Below are 22,615 nucleotides of genomic sequence, written 5' to 3' on the forward strand. Positions count from 1 at the left end.
AGTGATAATTAACTTATGGACGAACTAATAATATCAACATATTTTCTTGCTTTCCTTTTTTTTATAGTGGCATTAGCCTATTCATCAGTCGGCCTGGGCGGAGGGTCGTCATACACCGCTTTAATGGCTATCTTCGGGGTGAGCTTTCTGGCCATTCCTGCGATATCCCTGATCCTGAACATCATTGTTACTTCAGCCGGAAGCTTCAACTTCATCCGGAATAAACACGCCCGTCTCCGCCTTATACTGCCCTTCTTTATCTCATCCGTTCCAATGTCTTACATCGGCGGATCACTGAGGCTGCCAAAAGAGATATTCTCCTGGATACTCGTTATCACTCTTATCCTTGTTGTATTGCGCATATATTTCTTCAAGGAGGCAACCGTAAAATTAAATTTAAGCAATAAACAGAAACTCATCATTTCATTGATCGCCGGAGCGCTCCTCGGGCTTATTGCCGGAATTGTCGGGATCGGCGGCGGGATATATCTTGTTCCATTGATCATCGTCTTAGGGCTGGGCTCTGAAAAAGAGGCTGCCGCCAGCGGCGCGATCTTCATCTGGGTTAATTCTCTCTCCGGGTTAGCGGCGCGGCTGCAGGAGCATCCAATCGATATCGCACAGCTTGTCCCTCTGATAATCGCGGTATTGATCGGGGGAAGCCTCGGATCATACATGGGTTCCTTTAAATTAACGCCTGCAACTATGCAGAAAGTATTAGGCGGCATCATTATTGTCGCGATCTTCTTTTTGACAAAGAAGATATTGTTTGCCTGACCGGATAAAGAGATTGAAGACTAAAATAAGTTTCTGGAACAGAATGAAAGATTCGCGCATCTGGAGATCCGTCTTCCGGCATGATTACGAAGACACCAAGAAGAACAAGGTCCTTCAGATAAGGTCAAACGTATTTCTGCATCTGCATCCTGTAAAGATGCCGGAGCACGCATTCAGGATTCGTTTTACATGGTGCCTCGGAGGCATGACATTCTTTCTCTTTCTGGTTGAAGTGATAAGCGGATTACTGCTGATGTTCTATTACCGTCCCGTAACTGAATACGCGTATACTGACATGAGATATCTCAGGTTCGACGTGCCGTTCGGTATTATCCTCAGGAACATCCACCGCTGGGCTGCGCATCTTATGGTAGTAACCGTCATCCTGCATATGCTGAGAGTATTTCTTACCGGCTCATATAAACCGCCCCGTGAGTTCAACTGGGTGGTTGGAGTTATACTGCTCGTTGTCACCTTACTGCTCAGCTTTACCGGATATCTTCTGCCGTGGGATCAGCTCTCATACTGGGCTATCACTGTAGGGACGAACATGATCAGCGCCGCGCCTCTGCTTGGGCACGAAGGCCCTTTTTCACTCGTGAATAAATATAACGACATCCGCTTTATGATACTCGGAGGGACAGAGATAGGGACAAACGCGCTCCTGAGATTTTATGTAATGCACATCGTACTGCTGCCTGTCATCGGCATTATCTTTATGGCAGTTCATTTCTGGAGAATAAGAAAGGACGGAGGTATATCAAGGCCGCTATGAACAAGAGAGAGACACATTCAAAATATGTCTGGCCTGATCTGGTTGTTATGGAGTTCTTAACAGCCGTTGCATTGACGGTTATCCTGATGGTATGGGCGCTGCTTATAAACGCCCCTCTGCTTGAAATAGCATCTCCCGGCATATCTGAGAATCCCTCAAAAGCCCCGTGGTATTTTGTAGGGCTGCAGGAGCTGCTCGTTTACTTTGATCCATGGATAGCAGGTGTCATGATCCCGATGATAATCGTCTTATGCCTGATGATGATCCCGTATCTCGACAACAATCCTGAAGGAAGCGGCAGGTATTCATTCACCGTCAGAAAGTTTGCCGTTGTGAATTTCATCTTTGGTTTTTCCATGTGGTGGCTTTTGATATTAGCGGGTTACTTCTTCAGAGGCCCGAACTGGCAGTTATACTGGCCGTGGGAGTCATGGGAGACGGTTAAGGTGACAGAAGAGAGTTTGTGGAGCCTCAGCCCTGAAGCCGGCTTTGCAAGCCTGGTTATTTATTTCGGATTGGGTATGTTCCTTCCGTATTTACTTAATAAAAATCTCTACAGAAAATTCGGTTCCATCAGGTACTTGATAGTGATGCTCTCACTTCTCTTAATGTACGCTGTGCCGATAAAGATTCTTCTGCGTCTTCTCTTCAATATAAAGTATCTCCTTGTTACGCCGTGGTTCAATCTATGAATCTGAAGAAGAGCCACATCGTCCTTGCCGCAGTATTTTGTTCAGCTCTTCTCGGAGTTACTCTCTGGGCGGTTTACGCAGAATACAACCGGCCGTGGAAACAATATCAGCGCGGATCAGAAGATGCAAAGATAAATCAGATATGGCTGCGAGACCTTGATATAACAGACCGCTGCACCACATGTCATCAGGGCGCGGATGATATTAAATTCATCAATGAAGAACAGCCGTTCAAGACCCATTCAGGCGATTACCTGAAGCAGCACCCTGTTGAAAGGTTCGGCTGCGTCATCTGCCATGAAGGACAGGGTGAAGCGTTGACAATTGACGCCGCTCATGGGCAAGAGAAGAATTGGCCAAGGCCGATACTGAGAGGAGCTCTGTCCCATTCGTCCTGCAGGAAATGCCACCCAATCGATAATGAGCTCCCGCTTGATCTCGCTATGCCAGGGGCTGAGAAGCTTATTCAGGGCAGAATGCTCTTCATAGAGAAGAACTGCACCGGATGCCATAAACTTTCAGGATATGAACGGCTGGAGCGTATCGCCCCTGCCCTGACATTCATAGGCAGCAAGGTCAGCGGAGAGTGGCTGCAAGCATGGTTGAAGAACCCCTTGGAGTATCTGCCTGATACAAAGATGCCGCGTTTCAGGCTGAGCGATGAAGAGATCGGTTATGTCGCGTCTTATTTAATATCTGAAAGTAACTCCCCCCTTCCCCCTCTTATCTTATCATCCTCCCTAATCCAAAATGGCGAAATCCTCGTCAACTCTCTCGGCTGCCTCGGCTGCCATAAGATCAATGAAAAAGGAACAGCCTTCGGCCCTGACCTTTCTGATATCGGAGATAAAGTTAAACCTGATTGGCTATTGCAGTTTTTAAAGAACCCGAAGTCTTATGATCCGGGAACGATAATACCGGACTTCAAGATACCAGAAGGAGATATCCCGGCAATTGCTGCATATCTCATGAGTTTGAAAAAAACATATATTAACCCCTCTGTATCTCCCCTTGTTAATGGGAGAATTTCAATGGAGAAAGGCAAAAAGCTGGTCAAAGAACTCGGATGCATAGGATGCCATGAGATAGAGAAACTTGCTTTTCAGAATAACTCACCTGAACTTGACGGCATCGGAGAGAAGCGGGTGGCTGAACTTGTCTTCAGCAATATAAACGGTGTTGAGAAAAACCTCATCAACTGGCTGAAGATCAAGGTTAAAGAACCGGGAAGATTTGCCACTGACAGGATTGTCACAAAGATGCCCGACCTTAACTTGAATGATGAAGAAACAGATGCGCTTGTCACATTTCTTCTGAGCATAAAGGATAACAACATCCCTCAAAAATATAAGCGCGCGCTGGCCGACAATGAGGCTGCCGAGTTTAAGGGTAAAAAGCTTTTTGAAAAGTACAACTGTACCGGGTGCCACAAGATAAATAATGTCGGCGGAGTTATCGGCCCTGACCTCACACAAGAGGCAAAAAAGGCGAGGCCTGAATGGCTGTCAGGCTTTTTAAAAGCTCCGGTAAAGATAAGGCCTGAAGGCATTCTCATGGCGCGCATGCCTGATTTTAAATTATCAGAAAAAGAGAGCAACGCCATTATCGAATATCTGTCATCTATTGCAAAGGTATCATATCCATACAATTCGGAACCCAAGCGGGAAGTACGCGCTGAAGAGATCAATGACGGAGAGAAACTTTATCATGAGATCTTCGGATGCGCCGCCTGCCACACTATCAATGGAAAAGGCGGCAAGGTCGGCCCTGACCATACCGACATCGCAAGCGCTATGAAAAGAGAATGGGTTGAGCAATGGCTTAAAGACCCGCAGAAGATAAAACCGGATGTGAGGATGCCGAAGTTCAAGTTCGAGGATTGGGAATTTGAGGCGTTGACAACTTATCTCATGACACGCGGGCAGTACAGGTTTGTTCAAATTAAGGAGGAGGATTAACCCCTTATCCGCCGATCTTTGACATCGTATCGATCAGGCTGGAGGAATTGATATCTTCATTAAGTAAATGGCGCTGCGGTTTCACTTTTACCGCACTGAGAAAGAGAGCTTCGATCTCCTCGTCAGATGCGCCTTTTCTCATCGGGTTTTTAATGTCGATCTTGATATTTGAAAAAAGGCATGGCCTGATATTCCCGTCTGCAGTGAGGCGGAGCCTGTTGCAGAAACTGCAGAAATGTTCGCTTATAGGGCTGATGATGCCTATCACTCCGGCAGCCCCTTTTATCCTGTAATTCCTCGAAGGGCCTCTGCCTTTAAACTTATATTCTTCCACTTTGCCTAACTTTGATATCTTCTCCATTATCTCCGACGAGCTGACATACTTGTCCTTCCTCCAGGCGCCGTTACATGCGGAAGGCATTAACTCGATGAACCTTATATGGTAATCATTGTCAAGGGTGAGTGATGCGAATGCAGCTATCTCGTCATCATTTATACCGCGGATAGGGACCATATTTATCTTTACCGGCACAAGCCCCACGCGTTCAGCTTCCTTTATGGATTCCCACACCAGGCTGATGTCGCCTCCTTTTGTGATATTCCCAAAGCGTTCGGCATCTAATGAATCAAGGCTTATGTTCACCCTGTTGAGCCCGGCCTTTTTTAATTCTTCCGCCTGCTTCGACAGCATGATCCCGTTGGTAGTAAGGCTTAGATCGCGTATCCCGATAGCTTTTATAGCTGCGATCAACTGAGTAATGTTTTTTCTGACAAGAGGCTCTCCGCCTGTGATCCTGACCTTTTCGAGCCCGTGTTTATGCGCGATACGCACGAATCTTACTATCTCTTCATCAGTGAGGATATCCGAATCTGTAAAATGTTTCACGCCCTCTGACGGCATGCAGTACAGGCACTTAAGATTACATTTGTCAGTTACGGATATCCGAAGATAGTCTATCCGGCGGCTGTATGAATCCGTGAGCGGCTGATCTATTTTTACTGTCTGTTCAGATGCTTTATCCATAATATTTTATTCCAACCTTATAATAACTTAAAAACAGCCAAAGCTTCTCTTGCCAAATCACTGCCAGTAACGGCCGGAAATGAAATACTCTATCAGTGCAACAACCATTATCAGCACACATACTTTAATGGTATTTTTGTAGATCCCGTTCATTGCGGCTTTGAAATATTCTCTTGTCAGCACAAGGCAGAGATGAACAGGCGACAGGAGCACTCCGACATATCCAGATGCAAAGGCAAAGGAGATGGCTCCGATATGATTCACACCATCAAGCCCTAAGATGATCGGAAAGGTGCTGCCGACAAATCCGACAGTAAGGCCTGTGAGCAGCCCGTAGATGAACGGCAGAAAGAAGAGCACCGGCAAGACAGGGATATTTTCTTCTGTGAAAAACCTGCTTATATTCATTACCGCGCCTGAATCATTGAGAACCGCCTTGAAGGTCATGGCGCCGAGTATTATCAGCACTATCTCCCATGAAAAGCCTTTTATAAAAGTCTGCAATATATCTTTTGCCGAATATCGAAACACAACAAACATGCTGACGATCACAACGCTGAGGCATATTGATAAATTCATATGAAAGACTATTACCATTATCAGGATGGCGGATAAAGGGATAAAGCTCACAAGCCCTGCGCGTGAGATCTTCTTAAATCCTTCTCTCTGAGTCCCGATGCCTTTCAGCCCCCATAAGGTTCCTCCTGCCATAAGGCACAAGGCATACGGCAGGTTGGCAAGCATTATCTGTCTCAGCGAATACGATGTAATGGCAGACGCTAGGATCACCCCGGGGTATAGTGGAAGGATGAATTCCCATGGATGCCTGAACATATAATTTATGAACGCCTTCTTCTCCTGAGAGATGTCGATATTTTTTGACGCCTCGTCAACCATGGGCGCTGAAAAGAGCGCGCCGCCCATTGAAGGCAGCAAGCCGATAAGCGCGGGCATTGAAGCCATGAGTATCCTCCTGTCCATGACCATCCCCCTGAAAGAATCCATCATCTGCTGCATTATGCCGTTTTGCCGCATGACGTTCTCAAACATCCTTATAAGAAGAAGCGCTGTGATAAGGCTGATGGTTGTCTTATCCGTGCTGCCGGCGTAAAAGGCCTTTAGAAAATCGAGCGGCGCAAGCAGATACAGAAATGCCAGGATAACTGACGAAAGAGACATTACCACGCCGAGCTTCCACTTTCTCTTCAGGAGAACCACCATGATGACGAGAACCGATATTATCTTGAATATGTCGAACATCCGTTAATTATACAGGAGACGTCTCTATAGGGTAAATTGACTCTCATTCAGTATGAGGACTATAATTCTCTATCATGAAACGCATTATCTTCAGGACGATCATCATACTCTTTGTTTTAGGCATCGGCCTGGGCATCGGAGCTTATCTCGCTGTGCTTGAGGGCATACCTGAAATAGAAGAGATCAAAAAATACACACCTGCAAACGGAACAAAAGTATACGCTGACGATGACACCATAATAGGCGAACTGAAGATCGAGAAAGGCATACACGCCCCAATAAGCGAGGTGCCTGAACATCTCATACAGGCGCTTGTCTCTGTCGAGGATTCCAATTTCTGGGTTCACAGGGGCATCGACTACATTGCTATATTAAGGGCGCTGGCAAAAGATGTGATTTCCGGCAGGATGAAAGAAGGCGCGAGCACCATAACGCAGCAGCTCGCAAAGGTCCTCTTTCTTACCCCTGAGAAGACCATCCTTAGAAAACTCAAGGAAGTGGCCCTTGCCTTTAAGATCGAGAAGAACCTGACAAAGAAAGAGATACTTGAGCTTTACCTCAACAAGATATATTTCGGACACGGCGCATACGGAGTAAAGATGGCGGCAAAAACCTACTTCGGTAAGCCTGTATCTGATCTTGACCTTGCCGAATCAGCCTTGATCTGCGGGCTTATAAAAGCGCCCAGCGCTTACTCCCCGTACAGCAATCTGGATAAGGCAAAGCAGAGACAGTACACCGTCCTCAGCAGGATGCTCAAGGAGGGATATATAAGCCAGGAGGAAATGGATAAGGCTTACAAACAGCCGCTTCACCTATCAAGCGTAAGGACTGCAGGATATACCCCGAATTACTTTCTTGAGTATATAAGGAAATACCTCGAAGACAAATACGGCATAGATATGGTCTATAAAGGCGGCCTCAAGGTCTATACCACTTTAAATAAAGATATGGAGATAGCCGCTGTAAAAGCCCTTCAAAAAGGGCTGGAAGATCTCGACAAAAGACAGGGCTTCAGAGGGGTACTCGGACAGAAAGATCTTGATTTTGCAAAAGAGCTCAAGGAAAAAGAGCCGTTTGATAAGGTATTCATGGAGGCCGGGGATGTCATGACCGGCATAGTTCTCAAGGTATCTGAGCAGGAGGCTGCGGTTAAAGCAAAAGGGATAATCGGCAGGCTCTTGCTCAAAGATGCAGAATGGGCCTCAAGACTCATAGACCAAAAAGGAAAGACCCTTAAAGAGTTCAGGGACCTGAAGCTTAACAAGATACTTAAACCCGGCGATATAATAATGGTCAAGGTAAAAACGATATGGAAGAATGAACCTGTATTTGAACTTGAGCAGGAACCGCGTGTTCAGGGAGCGGTGATAGCGATTGAGCCTTCAACCGGTTACATCAGGGCGATAGTCGGAGGCTATGACTTCAGCAAGAGCGAGTTCAACAGGGCTATCTTCGCCGAAAGGCAGGCAGGCTCGGTAATAAAACCACTCATCTATGCAGCTGCCATGGATAACGGCTATACACCGGCAAGCGTGATCATAGATGAGCCTATAGTGTTTGAGAATGCAGCCTTAGGCGACTGGAAGCCGGGAAACTACGATAATAAATATAACGGTGCAACACGCCTGAGAGACGCGCTTGCGCACTCAAGGAATATCATAACGATAAAACTCCTTCAGGACATCGGTGTTGGAAAGGCTGTAAGCTTCATGAGCGCCCTGGGCCTCAACGGGCCCTTCCCCCGCGACCTTACGCTCGCACTCGGCAGCCTTAGCCTGACCCCTATAGAGATAACTTCGGCATTCTCTGTATTTGCCAATGACGGGGTAAAGATGGAGCCTATTGCCGTAAAATATATCATTGACGCGAACGGGAACACAATTGAGAGCAACAGGCCTGGCGGCACAAGGGTGATAACTTCTCAGACCGCTTTCCTTGCGACATCAATGCTTGAAGATGTGGTCAACTACGGTACAGGCGGACGGGCAAAGGCGCTTAACAGGCCGGTGGCAGGAAAGACCGGCACAACAAACGATTATATAGATGCATGGTTCGTTGGCTATACCCCTGAACTGGCCGCCGGAGTATGGGTAGGTTTTGACGACCAGCAAACTATTGGGAAAAGAGAAACTGGTTCAAAAGCGGCCCTTCCTGTGTGGGTAGATTTCATGAAGGAAACCCTTGACACCCTCTCACCCATAAGCAACGGCGCCAGGCCTTTTCCTGTCCCTGAAGGTATAGTCACAGCGGTCATAGACCCCGTAACAGGGCTTCTGGCTACAAATGAGACAGAAAAACTGGTAGAATTCTTTAAGGAAGGCACAGTGCCGACAGAGTATTCAGCAGGCCTTTCCAGAGAAAAGATCATGATGCATAAAGAGGAACTCAAAAAAACAACGCCCGAATCCGATCAGGGCAATGTGGAGGATTAAATGAAAAAGGCTCTCTTTACAATCTTATTGCTGCTTCTTTCAGTTTCTATTTGCATGGCGGACGAGGATCTGATGAAAAAAGCATACTCCTACTACTATCAGGGGAAAATGGCACAGGCGATAGTGCTTATGCAGGAGGCATCTGCTGACAACCCCACTCCGGAACAGCTCTATTTTATCGGTTATGCTTATTACAAACTTAAGGACTTCAGCAATTCAAGAAAGTACTTTGATGAGGCATACAAGCTCAACAATAATTATTCCCCTGTAAAATAATAGATCAGCCGGCAGGTCATAGGCCGACCATGTGCAGCTTCATTATATTGGTCTTTTCGCCAAATGCAAAAGGCGAAGTGGCGATGATGACTATGGAGTCGCCTTTTTTTACAATGCCTTTCTCAAGAAGCCTCTTCTCTGACTCGGATATCATCTCATCGGTACTCCGTGGAAAATTCATTTTAAACGGCCTTATGCCGTGGTAGAGGTTCATCCTCCTCCTCACCTCTTCTTTGACAGTAAAGCCGATTATCGGGATATGCGTTCTGAACTTTGAGACGAGCAGTGAGGTATAGCCGCTCCTGCTGAATGCGACTATGACCTTTGCCCCTACATCAACGGCAGCCGTACAGGCAGCCTCTGCAATGGCATGGGCAAAAGATTCGGAATGCTCGACAACCGGCACAAACTCTGACCTGTGTTCCTCGGTATATCTTATGATCTTATCCATCATGATCAATGACCTGACAGGGTACTTCCCTGCCGCTGTCTCAGCCGAAAGCATAAGCGCATCTGTCCCGTCAATGACCGCGTTCGCAACATCAGCGGCCTCTGCCCTTGTCGGGTTAAGATGTTCTGTCATGGACTCAAGCATCTGGGTTGCTGTGATGACCGGTTTACCGGATCTGTTGCAGTTATCGATGAGTTGTTTCTGAATGATAGGCACCTCTTCAGGCGGAACCTCAACTCCGAGATCGCCGCGCGCTATCATTATGCCGTCAGATACATTTATGATCTCATGGATGTTATGGAGCGCCTGTCTTGTCTCTATCTTTGCGATAACAGGTATATCCGAGCCCATCTTCTTCAAAAGGTGCTTCACCCTTGATATGTCCATTTTTGTTGTAACAAATGAGACTGCTATATAATCGACACCGGCCTCAACCCCGAACCCGATATCCTCGATATCTTTTTTTGTGAGGGTTGGGGCAGATATGCTGACACCCGGAAGGTTAACCCCTTTCCTCTCCTTAAGCAGGCCGCCTTCAATGACCTTTGCCATCAAGCCGTTCTCTTTATTATGCAGAATCTTGAGCTGAAGCAGCCCGTCATCAATAAAGACATTATCCCCGGGCTTCAAGTCCCTTGCCAGCCTGTTGTAAAGTATAGGTATCAGCTTATTATCGCCTTTAATATTGCGTGAGGTCAGGGCAACAGTTGAGCCGTTCTTAAGATGGACAGAGCCATTATTCAAAGAACCTACTCTTATCTTAAGGCCTTTCAGGTCAAGCAGTATCGCAACAGGGCTGCCTTTTTTTGCTGCGCATGACCTGATGATATCAATGGCCTTTCTGTGCTCGGCATGTGTGCCGTGAGAAAGGTTCAGCCTAGCCGCGTTCATCCCTGAACTTATTAGCTGGCCAACCACCTTCTTTGTGCAGCTGGCAGGGCCGATAGTGCAGATTATCTTTGCTTTTCTCATTGCTCTATCCAGAAGATGCCTTCATCCTTACGGCATGCGGTATGTCTATTCCACTTCTGCCCTCTTCCCTTGAAGTCGGATCGAAAGTGGGCGCCTGTGCTCCCTTTCCTGAAAAGAGCGGAATCAACAATAAGCTCTGCAGATGTCAGCATGTTCTTCAGCTCAAGCTCCCTTCTGCCGCTGAAGCGCGCATCCAGAACAAAGTCCCATTTATTCAGATGCTCCTTGGCGATGCTCAATGATTCATTGCACCTGATTATGCCGACCTTCTCCCACATGACCTTCCTGAGAGAATACCTTATCTTTTCAGTATCAATAGGCTCGACCGTATCCGGCATCAAAGGAAGTCCTTCAAGCGGATGAGCTGCATCAACATATCCGGCAGAATCCGTATACTTCAGCGCAGCCCTGCCTGCCCTCGTTCCAAATACAAGCCCCTCAAGAAGACTGTTTGAGGCAAGCCTGTTTGCGCCGTGAACGCCTGTACACGCAACCTCGCCGGCGGCAAATAGCCCTTTAATGCTTGTCTCACCGTTAAGGTCGGTCTTTACACCGCCCATGATGTAATGCGCAGCAGGAGTTACCGGGATCATCTCCCTTGTAATATCTATGTTGAAGCTGAGGCAAGTCTTATAGATCTGCGGAAAGCGTTTCTTGATAAAATTATGGTCAAGATGAGATATATCAAGATAGACATGCTTTGCCTCTGTATTGACCATCTCTGATACTATCGCCCTGCTTACCACATCCCTTGGCGCAAGCTCAGCCAGCTCATGATATAAATGCATGAACCTCTCGCCTTTAATGTTCTTCAGCACAGCGCCTTCGCCTCTCATCGCTTCGCTCAGTAAGAACGGAGGGGCTGAAGGATAAAAGAGCGTTGTCGGATGGAACTGGATGAACTCCATATCAGTCAGCAAAGCGCCTGCCCTGTAGGCTATGGCCATTCCGTCAGCGGTCGCGATAGACGGGTTCGTGGTTCCTGCAAAAAGCTCCCCTGCCCCGCCTGTTGCAAGCACAACCGCCTTTGCGTAGATATCAACTATCTCGCCCTTTCTCAGAACCCTTGCGCCCACACATCTGTTATCAATTGTTATCAGGTCAAGGGTAAATGAAAAATCATATCTTGTGATGGAAGGGAATGTGCGAACCTTATTGATCAGGGTCCGTTCGATCTCTTTGCCGGTTGAATCACCGTGTGAGTGAAGTATCCTGTTCCTTGAGTGCGCAGCCTCACGCGAAAAATCAAGCTTGCTCCCGTCCTTGTCAAACTCCGCGCCCCAGGATATAAGGTCAAGGATAAGTTCAGGGCCCTCGTTCACCATGACCTTTACGGCCTCGGCATCACACAGCCCGTCGCCCGCCTTTATGGTGTCATCATAGTGAATGCCTATCTCATCCTCATCACTGAGAGCGACAGCTATTCCGCCCTGGGCATACTCAGTGCTGCTTTCGGTTGGTTTGTCTTTTGTAAGAACGATGATACTGCTTTTAGATGATGCAAGTTCGATGGCTGCCCTTAAGCCGGCAACGCCTCCGCCTATTACGAGGAAATCCACTGTCTTAACAGGGGGATTCATGGTAAAAAAACTATATAGTATTTAATATGTTAAGTCAATTTAGCTTCTTCTTACGGCATTTGCACTTTTTAAATGCGTTATTTAGTATAATAACCCTTCATAATAAATTGTACGGGGCGTAGCGCAGCCTGGTAGCGCGCCTGCTTTGGGAGCAGGATGCCGGGGGTTCGAATCCCTCCGCCCCGACCAATTATACAGAGCGCCTGTAGCTCAGTCGGATAGAGCAACTGCCTTCTAAGCAGTAGGCCAGAGGTTCGAATCCTCTCAGGCGCACCATTAAAATCATATAACTCAGAAGCATCAGAGCTTAAAGTTTAGAGTCACGAGTTGAAAATTTCAGCTTTATAGTTAAGAATAGTAGTCAGGTTTTCTTTAATTGTTAATTTGTTTTAATGGTGAGTGTAGCTCAGTCGGCAGAGCATCTGATTGTGGTTCAGAGGGTTGCGGGTTCAATCCCCGTCACTCACCCCAATTTTAATAACAGCAGTTTAGAGTTAATAGCTTTTTGATTCGGTAGCGCCTGTAGCTCAGTGGATTAGAGCATCGGCCTCCGAAGCCGAGGGTCGGAGGTTCGAATCCTCTCAGGCGCGCCAAAAAAGACAGGGTATAGAGTAGAATTTTGTAGTTTGCAGGGCCGTTAGCTCAGTTGGTAGAGCAGCTGACTCTTAATCAGCGGGTCGCAGGTTCGAATCCTGCACGGCCCACCATTTAAAAAAGAAAAAGGCCAGCCTTCATAGGCTGGCCTTTCTTTTTGGTAAATATGCAGTTAGCTTTTATTGCTGTTTCCAGTTCCCGTCCTTATCCTGAATCCACCAGCCCTGCTTTGCATTCTTGATCCAGCTTTCTGCAAATATCTTCTTTACATCTGGTATCTTCTCTGGCGTGAAGTTATTTGCCTTTGCGATCTCAGCATAGAGCGATTCACGGTCACTGTTCTCCGCCTCAATAAGACGGGTAATCGCAGCCTTGTCCTTTAAAGATAATCCGCTGGTATTGCGAACGGCAAGCAGCCCGTCCCTGGAGATCCCGACATTTCCGCTCTCCATGAATGGTTTGATGGAAGCTGCCCTCTCCTGTATGGATTCTTTCAACGCCCTGATAGCGGGTGTTGTGATATTAATATCTGCCTCCTGGGCATAAGCGGATGCAGGCCCGAAGAATGAGAATATGGATCCTGAATCGTCCTGTATCATGCTCTGCGGTTCATTCTGTTTCTTCTGTTCATCCAGCTTCTGCTGCTCTTCCTGTTTCTGCCTGTTCTTCTCGCCCCATACCTCTTCCACGATCTTATCCGCAGCCTCAGCAACGGCAGCAGCCGGGAAATATATATTTATGGTTACGCAGGACGAAATAAAGAAGACCAAAGAACATATAAACGATTTTTTGAGCAATACTTTTTTCATAGTTAAGCCTCCTGATAATGATTTAGTGAAATTATAAAGCATTTCTTTACTAACTGCCAATTAAATGCAGCTTTATGAAAAAATTAAATCTGAGGTTTGATCCTGTTTCACTTCTCAGCCGCTGTTATCCTCTTTAACCTGCTGACCATTTCCTTAAAAGAGATGTTCTGGTTGAAATTTATCACATTTACCTTGGGCGGCAGAAGGCTCCCTTTGACAAGATATATCTTACCCCCCCCGTCTTCGATACCGATGAGCCGGAGATTATCGTTCTTCAGATAAGCCCTGAACCCTATCTTTTCATATCCGTACTCTTTGAAAAGCTGATATATCCCCTTGTCAAGTATGGATGTTGATGTGCCGGTCCCGAGGATCGATATCTTTTTCAGCGCCTCTACGCTTATCTTCTGCTTGACCCCTTTCTTTTTATATGTCTCAAGCGACGCCCTGAAATGTTCAGCCTCTCCGTTAACTATTACAAGCTCGCTTATTTCACCGCGCATGATACCGGAAATATGCCCGAAATCAAAAGTGCCTGTCAGCTTGCCAAGGTCAATCTCATCGAATTTAATTCCGGCCTTCAGTGAAGATGCAAGGCTGAAGACATTGTCTGCGGACAGGTCATATAATTTCATTCTTCCGCCAAAGAGCTCAAGCGTCATCTCTCCTTCTGTAAATAGAGTATTGTTTGAGAAAAGGGCCTTAGGGATAGCCCCTGAGATGTTTCCGCGAAACTTCGGCAACTCAAGTGCAACACTCGCTTTTTCAAGGTCGATATCTTTAATGTCAACCGAGAGAAGCAGTTGTTGTGTCTTTCCGAAGATGCTGCCGTATGAGATGTTCTTCAATATAACCTCTCCTCCATACAGCGGTACTCTCACATCGTCTTTTAGAATGATGTCATTCTGCCAGATTGAAGGCGATAGCGCAATATCATTTAACTTGAGCGTAGACCATGAAAGGTCTTTGATCATTATCGTGCCGAAATTTTTTACTTTCTCTTTATGGAGCGGTTCAGGATAGGCGAGATTCACAGGGAGTGATATCTGAACGCCACTGATATGATTTTCTTTGGCCTCGGCAGATATATCCATGTCATCAACGTGCAGATCTCCATTTATAGTAAAGCTTTCTTTCGTTCCTTTGACATTAAGATCCGTGTAACTTCTCCCGCTGACTTTAAGACGGGAGAGAATGGGGACCTGCTCCTGAAAGGTTTCCCGCACAAAGAAATTATAGGCCTCACTGTTTGATATGCCTCCAGCTTGCAAAGATGCGTCAAAGTATGGGGTCTTTGAAATATCCGATATCGTACCGGACAAAACAACTTCTCCTATGCCGTGGAGTCCTGTCTTTGCTTTTATAATATGCAGGGTATCACTCTTCCAGTCATATGTTCCTGAAGCAGAAAGAGCAATCGGCCTGTCTTTGAAACTGCCGTAGAACTTGTCCGCAAGGAGTTCAAAGCCGACTGCACCGGCCTCTGCTGAAAAAGAAACCGTGCCGTCCTGCAGAAAAGACTCAAATTCTGCTGAAGCCTTCATTTGAATGCCTTCGCAAATCACGGAGCCATCTGCAGAAGATAGTCCGGAATTTGTAAATTCGCCACTTGTAATGCCCGATATATGAGACGCATTATTTTTCGGAATAACTATTTTTCCTGTCATGTGCAGCGCTCCTGTTCCTGAAATAGTGTAGCCCTTTTCTGTGAAAATATTGTGAGGAAATGCCCGTGATACTTCTTCAATGTCAACAGAGTTATAGTTCAGGTCTGCATTAATTGTGATCGGCTCGGATGTTGAAATTTCTGCTGAAGCAGCAAGTCCCTTAAAAAACCCGGCATTGATCAAGAAGTTCTTTCCCTTAAACATATGCCCGGTGATATCTCCTTCTATTCCGCCTTTGATAAGTATGTTCTTCTCGGTAAAATACTTTTTACCGTTACGGGAAACAGTCGCGCTGCCTGCCTGTATCAAGGCCTGTTTTATAAGCAGAGAACTTCCCTGATATTCAAAAGGGAGCCTTACCAAAAAAGCCTGAACGGTAGTATTCCCGACAGACAGCGTTTTGCCCTGAAGATCAACCACTCCCTGAATCTGCGGCACAGTATAACTGCCTGATACGGTCACATCTGCGCTGACAGTTCCATCCGCATCTCCTTTTGCAAGCCATACTGCTTCCGGAGCGTACAGCAGGCCCTTTATCTTTTCCAGAGGTATGCTTTTTATGTTCGCCGTAATGCGCATATCAGGAGTCCCGGCGCTTAAAAGCCCGATGGTTCCTTTGGCTTTCAGGATGTTCAGCTCTGCAAGGTCGGCAGAAGCAGACTCTATCTCTGCGGAATCAATGCTCGGGCGATACCTGCCCTTTGCCGATATTTTCAAAGGCGAGTCCCCCAGGTTTATCCCAAGAGTTTCAGAGCTAAAAGATAAATTATCAATAAGCGCCTCTGCCTGCAATACCATATCATTTCCTTTATCTTCTCTTTCCATATCCATATTCAAACTGCAAGTCCCCTTTAACTGAGCAAGCTTGAGCAATGACAAGGGATATTTCGCAGATGCGCTCTTGAGGTCTATTGGTGATACATCGATCTTTATCTTTTTAAAATCGAATGTCTTCATGTCTATCTCTGACGCGAGGGACACGGTTGTATTGAGGCCGCTGATGAACGCCCTCCCCTGCAAGTCGCCATACTGCCCGTCCGGCTGTCTTATAAGGGTGAGAGTTGCAGGGCTGATATGCAGAGGTTCACTGTCTTCATAGTTGACCGTCACATCAGCTTCGCTGACAGCCAGGGTGTTGAATGTAAAAGGCAGGGAGGTCTTGCCGCGCGGCTCTTTTTTCAGGGTAACGGTCATCTCCGGATCTCTGAGGATAAGGCCTTCAATGTTCTTTTTAAGCAGGCCTTTAAGAGTGAATCGAATCTCAACATACGGCACTGAAAGATGGAAGCGGTCTTTCTCTTTTTCAACAGACAGGCGTTCAATTACAACACGGTTTCTTTCCGGAATGGAAATAGAGCCTATCTCAACGCGCATCCCCGTGAGCCTGCCTGCATAGACTGCAACGGCTTTCAAGAATGCGGGGCTGGTTACAAAGAGAGAGAGTAATATAGAGATGGTGACAGCAACTGTGAGAAGTGCGAGCAGGAATTTATTTCTGCCGGAAAGCGGTTTTATATTGAACAATGCTTCCTTCCCTCAAAATAGTAGGACTGTAATTAAAGATAAGGATTATTCTGGACTGTATAGTTTTTGTATAGTAGACAGCGGAGAAAAAAAAGGCAAGCCATTTGCGGTTAGTCTCTTATTTACTGGATTATTACATTTTCCATTGTTACTACGCCGTCACTTATGGTCACATTGCCGTTTATGACCGTCTTGCCGGTTGTTGGATTGAAATCGCAGTCATATCCGCCTCTGAGCGTTATAGTCTTGTTTGTGTTGAATATAAGGTTTTCATTGAATGTGTCATCCTGGAAATGTATGTCATCTCCTTCTGATGAGTCATCATATGCTGGCTGGAGAGATGTGTAATATGAATTTGCCGAGCCTATGACCCTTACAGGCGACAGGCATGATGTGGCACTTATATAGTTCAGCCTTGTCAGTGAATTAGTGCTGCCGTCTGAATCTGTGACTGTAAGCTTTACGGAGTATTCGCCTGTACCTGCATATTCATATGAAGGGTTTAATAATGTTGAGTCAACAGAGCCGTTATTGTCAAAGTCCCATTCGTATGTAAGCGGCGTGTCATTCCCTGTTGAGCTGTTTGTGAATGTTACTGTAAGCGGCGCTCTGCCGCTTGTCGGGTTGCCGGTAAATTCTGCTGTCGGTGAAGTATCAGATATCACCGCTGTTGTTGTAGCCTCCGATGTTGCGGCCATAGCATCAGTTACCCTCAGTTTGACGGTATATGTGCCTTGCTGTGCGTATGTATGACTCTGTGAAGATGATGCTGAACTGTAGTCATATGTTCCGTTGTTGTCTATATCCCATTCGTAAGTAGAGATATTGTTATTCGGGTCGCTTGAGGCTGAACCGTTAAGAGGTACAGAGTTTCCCTCTATGGCAGCATAAGGCCCGCCTGCGTCTGCTGTGGGCGGGCTGTTAAGAACTTCTAAATCTGCCTGAATACTCGTTTGAGGGGCAGCCGGGTCATTTGAGTTGACCACTATACTGGATGTGTAACTGCCGATGTCAAGGCCTACGGAACTGTATGTGACTGTCAGGTCTGCCGAGCCTCCCGGAGGTATTGTGCCTGATGTGATATCCGGTGCCAGCCATTCCGGCAGTGATGAGAAGAGGACGGCAAGGTTGTTGTGGAGATATGAGGTGTTGTAAGCGACCTGCAGCCCGTCAGAACCATCCGCATTCTCAATGCCTACGGTTGAGCTGTTAAGGGACATTGAGCTGCGGAACTCTTTATACTGTATCTTTATGTCTCCGTTGGAATTCAGAATGACCTGTGAATCAACACTACCGGAGCCTGCGTATTCACCGTAATTATTAAATTGGACAACAAGTTTGCTGCTGTCTATGGTTTTGTAATATACATGTGAGCTGCCGCTGTATGGGTAGAGGTCGTCCCACATCCAGGCGATCATATTGTTGTAAGCATCTGCAAGAGGGATTGAGTAGTTCATTAATGTATAGTAATGTGCATCAAAGCTTATAAGGCCGTTTGACTGGACATAGAACTGTGCCTGGTTGTTGCCGTAATAATCAAAGTTAAAGCCTACAGGGAAGGGCCCTGCATAGCTATCATCACTGAGACCGGATATTTCAGTTCCTGTTGCTGATATATCTATCCAATCAAAGACAGGGCCGCCTGCTTCATCAGAGTCGCTCCATTGGTAACCGTAGCTGTCCGGCCCGCCAAAACCTTGAGTTACAGGAGGCACGGGGAGAGTGCTGTCTTCGGTTTTGTTGATTTCTATATAAGATGATACAGCAGGCACGGCATTGCTGCCGGCATTTATTCCTATCACATTCTGAATGCTTAAATTGAAGGTAAGATCCTCTCCTCCATCATTATGCAGTCTCAACACTCTTGTAGTCTCGAGCCCCGGCATCATAGAGACAAGCGGCATAACGGCAGGATCGGCTCGCAGGATCGGGGGTATAGGCGTTGTTACTTCAACTGTATTTGAGATGCCTGAGGTCTGGCTGGAATTGTCAAGAACCTTAATACCTATCCAGTAGTGAGTCTGAGGGAGCAGGGTATTTATAGTGAATGTCTCGGTGCTGCCCGGGTCAGAAGGTGACGGCTCTCCTGCGGCCTGTGCGGCTGTATCCCATGAGGCTGCATCAAGGAGCGCTGTGCTGTATCTTATATCATATGAACTTGCACGGCCTGCGCTTCCATCATCGCCAACAGCCGTCCACTGAAGCGATGCAGATGTGCTTCCAAAACTCGTTACGATCAGGCTGGCGATATCATCAGGCGGACAGCAATCAGGCATGACTGTTAATGAAACAGGCATTACCTGAACCGGATTTACAGGGTCGTTTGAGGTAATGGTGATTTCTGCTCCATAGCCGCCGCTGGCCTTTGCGGTTGAATTAAGATCTATAGAAAGGTCGATGGAGAAACCCGGCTCTATAGTGCCTGTAATATTTCCTGATAGACGGATCCAGTCATACCCGGCAAGCTGCAGGGCTTTTAATGCATTAAGCCTGCCCCCTGTCACCGTAATGCCGCTTAGTGAAGATACAGGATCTGCGCTATCCATGATTATTGACTTGATCTGCAGTGCGCTGAGTGAAGGGTTGAACCCTTTTAGGAGCGCTGCTACTCCGGATACATGCGGGGTAGCCATGGATGTTCCGCTGATAGTGTTATAGCTGTTATTCGGATAGGTGCTCAGTATGCTGACCCCGGGTGCGCCTAGGTCAACAGTGGCAGCTCCGTAATTTGAGAAGCTAGCAATGAGGTCATTATGGTCCGTAGCTGCAATAGAGAGAATATTTGGGAGATCATAGTTGGATGGGTAATTCGGCGATGTGTCTGTATTGAGGCCATCGTTGCCGGCAGCTGCTACGAAGAGAACATTATTGTCATTTGCATAGCGGATCGCATCTTCAAGGGCTGTGGAGTAACCGCCTCCGCCCCAGCTGTTGCTCAGGATATCTGCACCGTTGTTGACCGCGTAGAGTATTGAGCTTATTGCATCTGTTGTAGAGCCTGAACCGCTGTCATCCAGGAATTTCACAGCCATAAGCTTTACTGACTGGTTGACCCCGACAACCCCTGTCCCGTTGCTGCCGACAGCGCCGATAGTGCCGGCACAGTGTGTACCGTGATGGTTGCCGTCCATGGGGTTTGAGTCACCATAAGCAAAGTCATAGCCGTAAATGTCATCGATATATCCGTTAGCGTCATCATCAATGCCGTTGCCGGCTGTCTCATTAACGTTCGTCCACATATTGGCGGCGAGATCCTGGTGGTTGTAATCAATACCGGTATCAATAACTGCAACCACCACATCAGAACTGCCCGTGAACATATCCCATGCCTCAGGAGCATCAATGTCTGCGTCAGCCTGGCCGCCTGTCTGTCCGGTATTATTAAGCCCCCATAACTGGCTGTAACTCGGGTCATTCGGGGTGCTGGAGATAGTATAGATATAGTTTGGCTCGGCATATAACACATCCGGATCAGCAGAGAGAGTTGCGATATCATTAATATGGGCGTTTAAACTCTTTTTAGGCATTTCCCATACTTCCATATCCAGCTTTTCAAACTTATGTTTCAATTTTGCGCCGGCATTTTTTCTGTGTAGGGATTTAGACTTATTTAATTTGGATTCGGACTTAAACCTTACTATTATTTCACCGGGAACATAATCAACCCCTTCAGGTATGTTCTGTATAAAAGAGACCTTCTCTGTGCGATAGGTTGATGTGCTCATGATGCCTGCCGGAGTTAGTGTCTCTGATAAGGATACGCTGTATGTCAGTGTGTCGCCTCCGGTATTAGATAAAGTCAGTGTGTGTGAAGATATCCCCCCCTCAACAAGGGTGTCAGATACCGATGAAGGACTGATTTGCAGAATAGGTGCAGCGACAGTAGCGGAAGAGGCAATATTTGATACAGCTGAGATAAGCCCTAAGTCATCTGTAACCTTAACAGCAAAATAGTAGGTTGTTGAAGCGCTCAGGCCTGTTATCAGGAAGCTCTCTGGACTGCCGGGGCCTCCAGGAGCAGGTTCTCCATCTGTCTGTATCGCCGTCCCCCAGTTGGCCTCTGTTATAGTCTCTGTACTATAGCGGATATCGTAGGATCCTGCGGCGACACCTGTAGAGCCATTGTCAGCAACAGCTGTCCAGTTCAGCAGCATGGACTCAAAAGTGGCATTTGATGCTGACAGGTCATTAACAGGATCAGGCGGTGTGATATCAGGTATCACGGTCATACTTGCAGAGACGGTTATGAGGGGGATTGCAGGGTCATTGGATGTAACTGAAATATCTGCTGAATAATCACCGGAGTTCATATTTGCAGCATCATATGTCATTATGACCTGCTGTGAACTGCCAGCAGGGATCACACCTGAACTTATATCAAATGAGAGCCAGGGCAGGGTGCTTCCTGAAAAATTTATTGCCAGATCAAATGCCAGATTACTGCCGCCGTCATTAAACATGGTAAGCAGCTCGTCAGCTGTGCGGTTCTGCTCAAGTATCACAATAGGCATTGTGGATGGTTCAATACGTAAAACAGGCGGAACAATACCGACCTCTGTCAGGCTGTTAGTATATCTGAGGTTTGTATTAGTAGCATCATAATAGCTGATATGCATTTTATCCGATGAGTCTATTGCTATGGAGGTGTACATGCCTACAGCCACTGTGCTGTCCACTGTAGTTGTCACCCATGAGCCTGATGCATTCGTCGCATACTTGAGATCCCCATTACTACCATCATCATAGCTGATATGCATTTTGCCTGATGAGTCTATAGCTATTGAAGAGTAGGAGCCTACATACCCTGTGCTGTCCACTGCAGTTGTCACCCATGAGCCTGATGCATTTGTCGCATACTTGAGGTCTAAATTAGTACCATCATAATAGCTGATATGCATTTTATCCGATGAGTCTATTGCTATGGAAGTGTAGGATCTTACATACCCTGTGCTGTCCACTGTAGTTGTCACCCATGAGCCTGATGCATTTGTCGCATACTTGAGGTCTGAATTAGTAACATCATAATAGCTAATATGCATTTTATCCGATGAGTCTATTGCTATGGAGGTGTAGGCGCCTACATAGCCTGAGCTGTCCACTGTAGTTGTCACCCAAGAACCGGAGGCATTTGTCGCATACTTGAGGTTTGAATTGGTTATATCAAAATAGCTGATATGTATTTTGCCTGATGAGTCTATCGCTATGGAGGTGTAGGAGCCTACATACCCTGTGCTGTCCACTGTAGTTGTCACCCATGAGCCTGATGCATTTGTCGCATACTTGAGGTCTAAATTAGTAACATCATAATAGCTGATATGGACTTTACCCGATGAGTCTATCGCTATGGAGGTGTAGTAACCTACAGTTCCTGAGCTGTCCACTGTGGTTGTCACCCATGAGCCTGATGCATTTGTCGTATACTTGAGGTCTAAATTAGTAACATCATTATAGCTGATATGCATTTTATCCAATGAGTCTATTGCTATTGAGGTGTAATAGCCTACATCTCCAACACTATCCACTGTTTGAATCGTCCACACAGCAGATGCGCTTGAAGGAAGCAGGATGAATATTGATAAAAGGATTAATATGAGGAGTGCGGTTCTTTTCAAGGCATTCTCCGGGATGAATAAATTATTATAACTCTGATCAGGTAAAACAGAGCCCCGCTATTGTTATCCGGCTATATTTATGAACACAATAACGGTATTAAGCTAATTTGTCAATATAATTCTTTATTGCAAGATTGCGCTAAAATATATATATGCAAACAAGAAGCAACCTGTATCTAACATGTTGCATTGAATTTCAAATTTTGTTA

General features: G+C 46.4%; 13 protein-coding genes and 5 tRNA genes. 11 read left to right on the top strand and 7 right to left on the bottom strand.

Annotation, left to right across the window (positions count from 1 at the left end):
• Nucleotides 1-15: 15 nt before the first annotated feature.
• Genes Q7U10_03830 through Q7U10_03845 form a run of 4 tightly spaced genes read left to right on the top strand, consistent with a single transcriptional unit; the run spans nucleotide 16 to nucleotide 4,202 of the window.
• Nucleotides 16-777, top strand: a complete 762-nt coding sequence (locus Q7U10_03830; protein ID MDO8281744.1) for a sulfite exporter TauE/SafE family protein — start codon at nucleotides 16-18, stop codon at nucleotides 775-777.
• 43 nt (nucleotides 778-820) lie between these two features.
• Nucleotides 821-1,552 (top strand): cytochrome b N-terminal domain-containing protein, encoded by a 732-nt coding sequence (locus Q7U10_03835; GenBank protein MDO8281745.1) that lies wholly within the window; start codon nucleotides 821-823, stop codon nucleotides 1,550-1,552.
• Nucleotides 1,549-2,244 carry a hypothetical protein gene (locus Q7U10_03840; GenBank protein MDO8281746.1) on the top strand — a complete coding sequence of 232 codons (696 nt, stop codon included), beginning with the start codon at nucleotides 1,549-1,551 and terminating at the stop codon, nucleotides 2,242-2,244. Before Q7U10_03835 ends, Q7U10_03840 begins: the two co-directional genes overlap by 4 nt.
• Nucleotides 2,241-4,202 (top strand): cytochrome c, encoded by a 1,962-nt coding sequence (locus tag Q7U10_03845; GenBank protein MDO8281747.1) that lies wholly within the window; start codon nucleotides 2,241-2,243, stop codon nucleotides 4,200-4,202. Before Q7U10_03840 ends, Q7U10_03845 begins: the two co-directional genes overlap by 4 nt.
• A 4-nt stretch (nucleotides 4,203-4,206) precedes the next feature.
• Here Q7U10_03845 and moaA read toward each other — a convergent pair whose 3' ends face one another.
• On the bottom strand, nucleotides 4,207-5,226 hold the full coding sequence (gene moaA, locus Q7U10_03850; protein ID MDO8281748.1) for a GTP 3',8-cyclase MoaA: 1,020 nt from the start codon (nucleotides 5,224-5,226) through the stop codon (nucleotides 4,207-4,209).
• Nucleotides 5,227-5,283: 57 nt separating this feature from the next.
• Nucleotides 5,284-6,486, bottom strand: a complete 1,203-nt coding sequence (locus tag Q7U10_03855) for a DUF401 family protein (protein MDO8281749.1) — start codon at nucleotides 6,484-6,486, stop codon at nucleotides 5,284-5,286.
• Nucleotides 6,487-6,560: 74 nt separating this feature from the next.
• On the opposite strand from Q7U10_03855, the gene Q7U10_03860 reads away from it, so the two are divergent.
• A complete protein-coding gene (locus Q7U10_03860; protein ID MDO8281750.1) occupies nucleotides 6,561-8,921 on the top strand; it encodes a PBP1A family penicillin-binding protein in 2,361 nt (786 codons plus the stop codon).
• The gene (locus tag Q7U10_03865) at nucleotides 8,922-9,197 is read left to right on the top strand and encodes a tetratricopeptide repeat protein (protein MDO8281751.1); all 276 of its coding nucleotides are present in this window, start codon (nucleotides 8,922-8,924) and stop codon (nucleotides 9,195-9,197) included.
• A 16-nt stretch (nucleotides 9,198-9,213) separates the two neighbouring features.
• On the opposite strand, the gene pyk is transcribed toward Q7U10_03865, so the two are convergent.
• On the bottom strand, nucleotides 9,214-10,620 hold the full coding sequence (gene pyk / locus Q7U10_03870; GenBank protein ID MDO8281752.1) for a pyruvate kinase: 1,407 nt from the start codon (nucleotides 10,618-10,620) through the stop codon (nucleotides 9,214-9,216).
• Complete coding sequence (gene nadB / locus Q7U10_03875) at nucleotides 10,617-12,200, bottom strand: L-aspartate oxidase (GenBank protein ID MDO8281753.1); 1,584 nt, start codon at nucleotides 12,198-12,200, stop codon at nucleotides 10,617-10,619. The genes pyk and nadB overlap by 4 nt, the downstream gene beginning before the upstream one ends.
• A gap of 112 nt (nucleotides 12,201-12,312) precedes the next feature.
• Between nadB and Q7U10_03880 the strand changes: the two genes are divergently transcribed.
• The 5 genes from Q7U10_03880 to Q7U10_03900 all read left to right on the top strand — a co-directional run bounded on the left by Q7U10_03880 (nucleotide 12,313) and on the right by Q7U10_03900 (nucleotide 12,907).
• Nucleotides 12,313-12,389: transfer RNA gene (locus Q7U10_03880), tRNA-Pro, on the top strand.
• 10 nt (nucleotides 12,390-12,399) lie between these two features.
• Nucleotides 12,400-12,476 (top strand) — tRNA-Arg (locus tag Q7U10_03885).
• Between the two features lie 119 nt (nucleotides 12,477-12,595).
• A tRNA-His gene (locus Q7U10_03890) sits at nucleotides 12,596-12,671 on the top strand.
• Between the two features lie 45 nt (nucleotides 12,672-12,716).
• Nucleotides 12,717-12,793: transfer RNA gene (locus Q7U10_03895), tRNA-Arg, on the top strand.
• Between the two features lie 38 nt (nucleotides 12,794-12,831).
• Nucleotides 12,832-12,907 (top strand) — tRNA-Lys (locus Q7U10_03900).
• Nucleotides 12,908-12,973: 66 nt separating this feature from the next.
• Here Q7U10_03900 and Q7U10_03905 read toward each other — a convergent pair.
• The 3 genes from Q7U10_03905 to Q7U10_03915 all read right to left on the bottom strand — a co-directional run bounded on the left by Q7U10_03905 (nucleotide 12,974) and on the right by Q7U10_03915 (nucleotide 22,406).
• Nucleotides 12,974-13,603: a YdbL family protein gene (locus tag Q7U10_03905; GenBank protein ID MDO8281754.1), complete on the bottom strand. Its 630-nt coding sequence runs from the start codon at nucleotides 13,601-13,603 to the stop codon at nucleotides 12,974-12,976.
• A 107-nt stretch (nucleotides 13,604-13,710) separates the two neighbouring features.
• Entirely contained in the window at nucleotides 13,711-16,794 is a 3,084-nt protein-coding gene (locus tag Q7U10_03910; GenBank protein ID MDO8281755.1) for a hypothetical protein, read from the bottom strand.
• A 122-nt stretch (nucleotides 16,795-16,916) separates the two neighbouring features.
• Nucleotides 16,917-22,406 carry a S8 family serine peptidase gene (locus Q7U10_03915; protein ID MDO8281756.1) on the bottom strand — a complete coding sequence of 1,830 codons (5,490 nt, stop codon included), beginning with the start codon at nucleotides 22,404-22,406 and terminating at the stop codon, nucleotides 16,917-16,919.
• Between the last annotated feature and the right edge of the window lie 209 nt (nucleotides 22,407-22,615).

Source organism: Thermodesulfovibrionia bacterium (assembly GCA_030646035.1).
Classification (GTDB): Bacteria; Nitrospirota; Thermodesulfovibrionia; order UBA6902; family UBA6902; genus JACQZG01.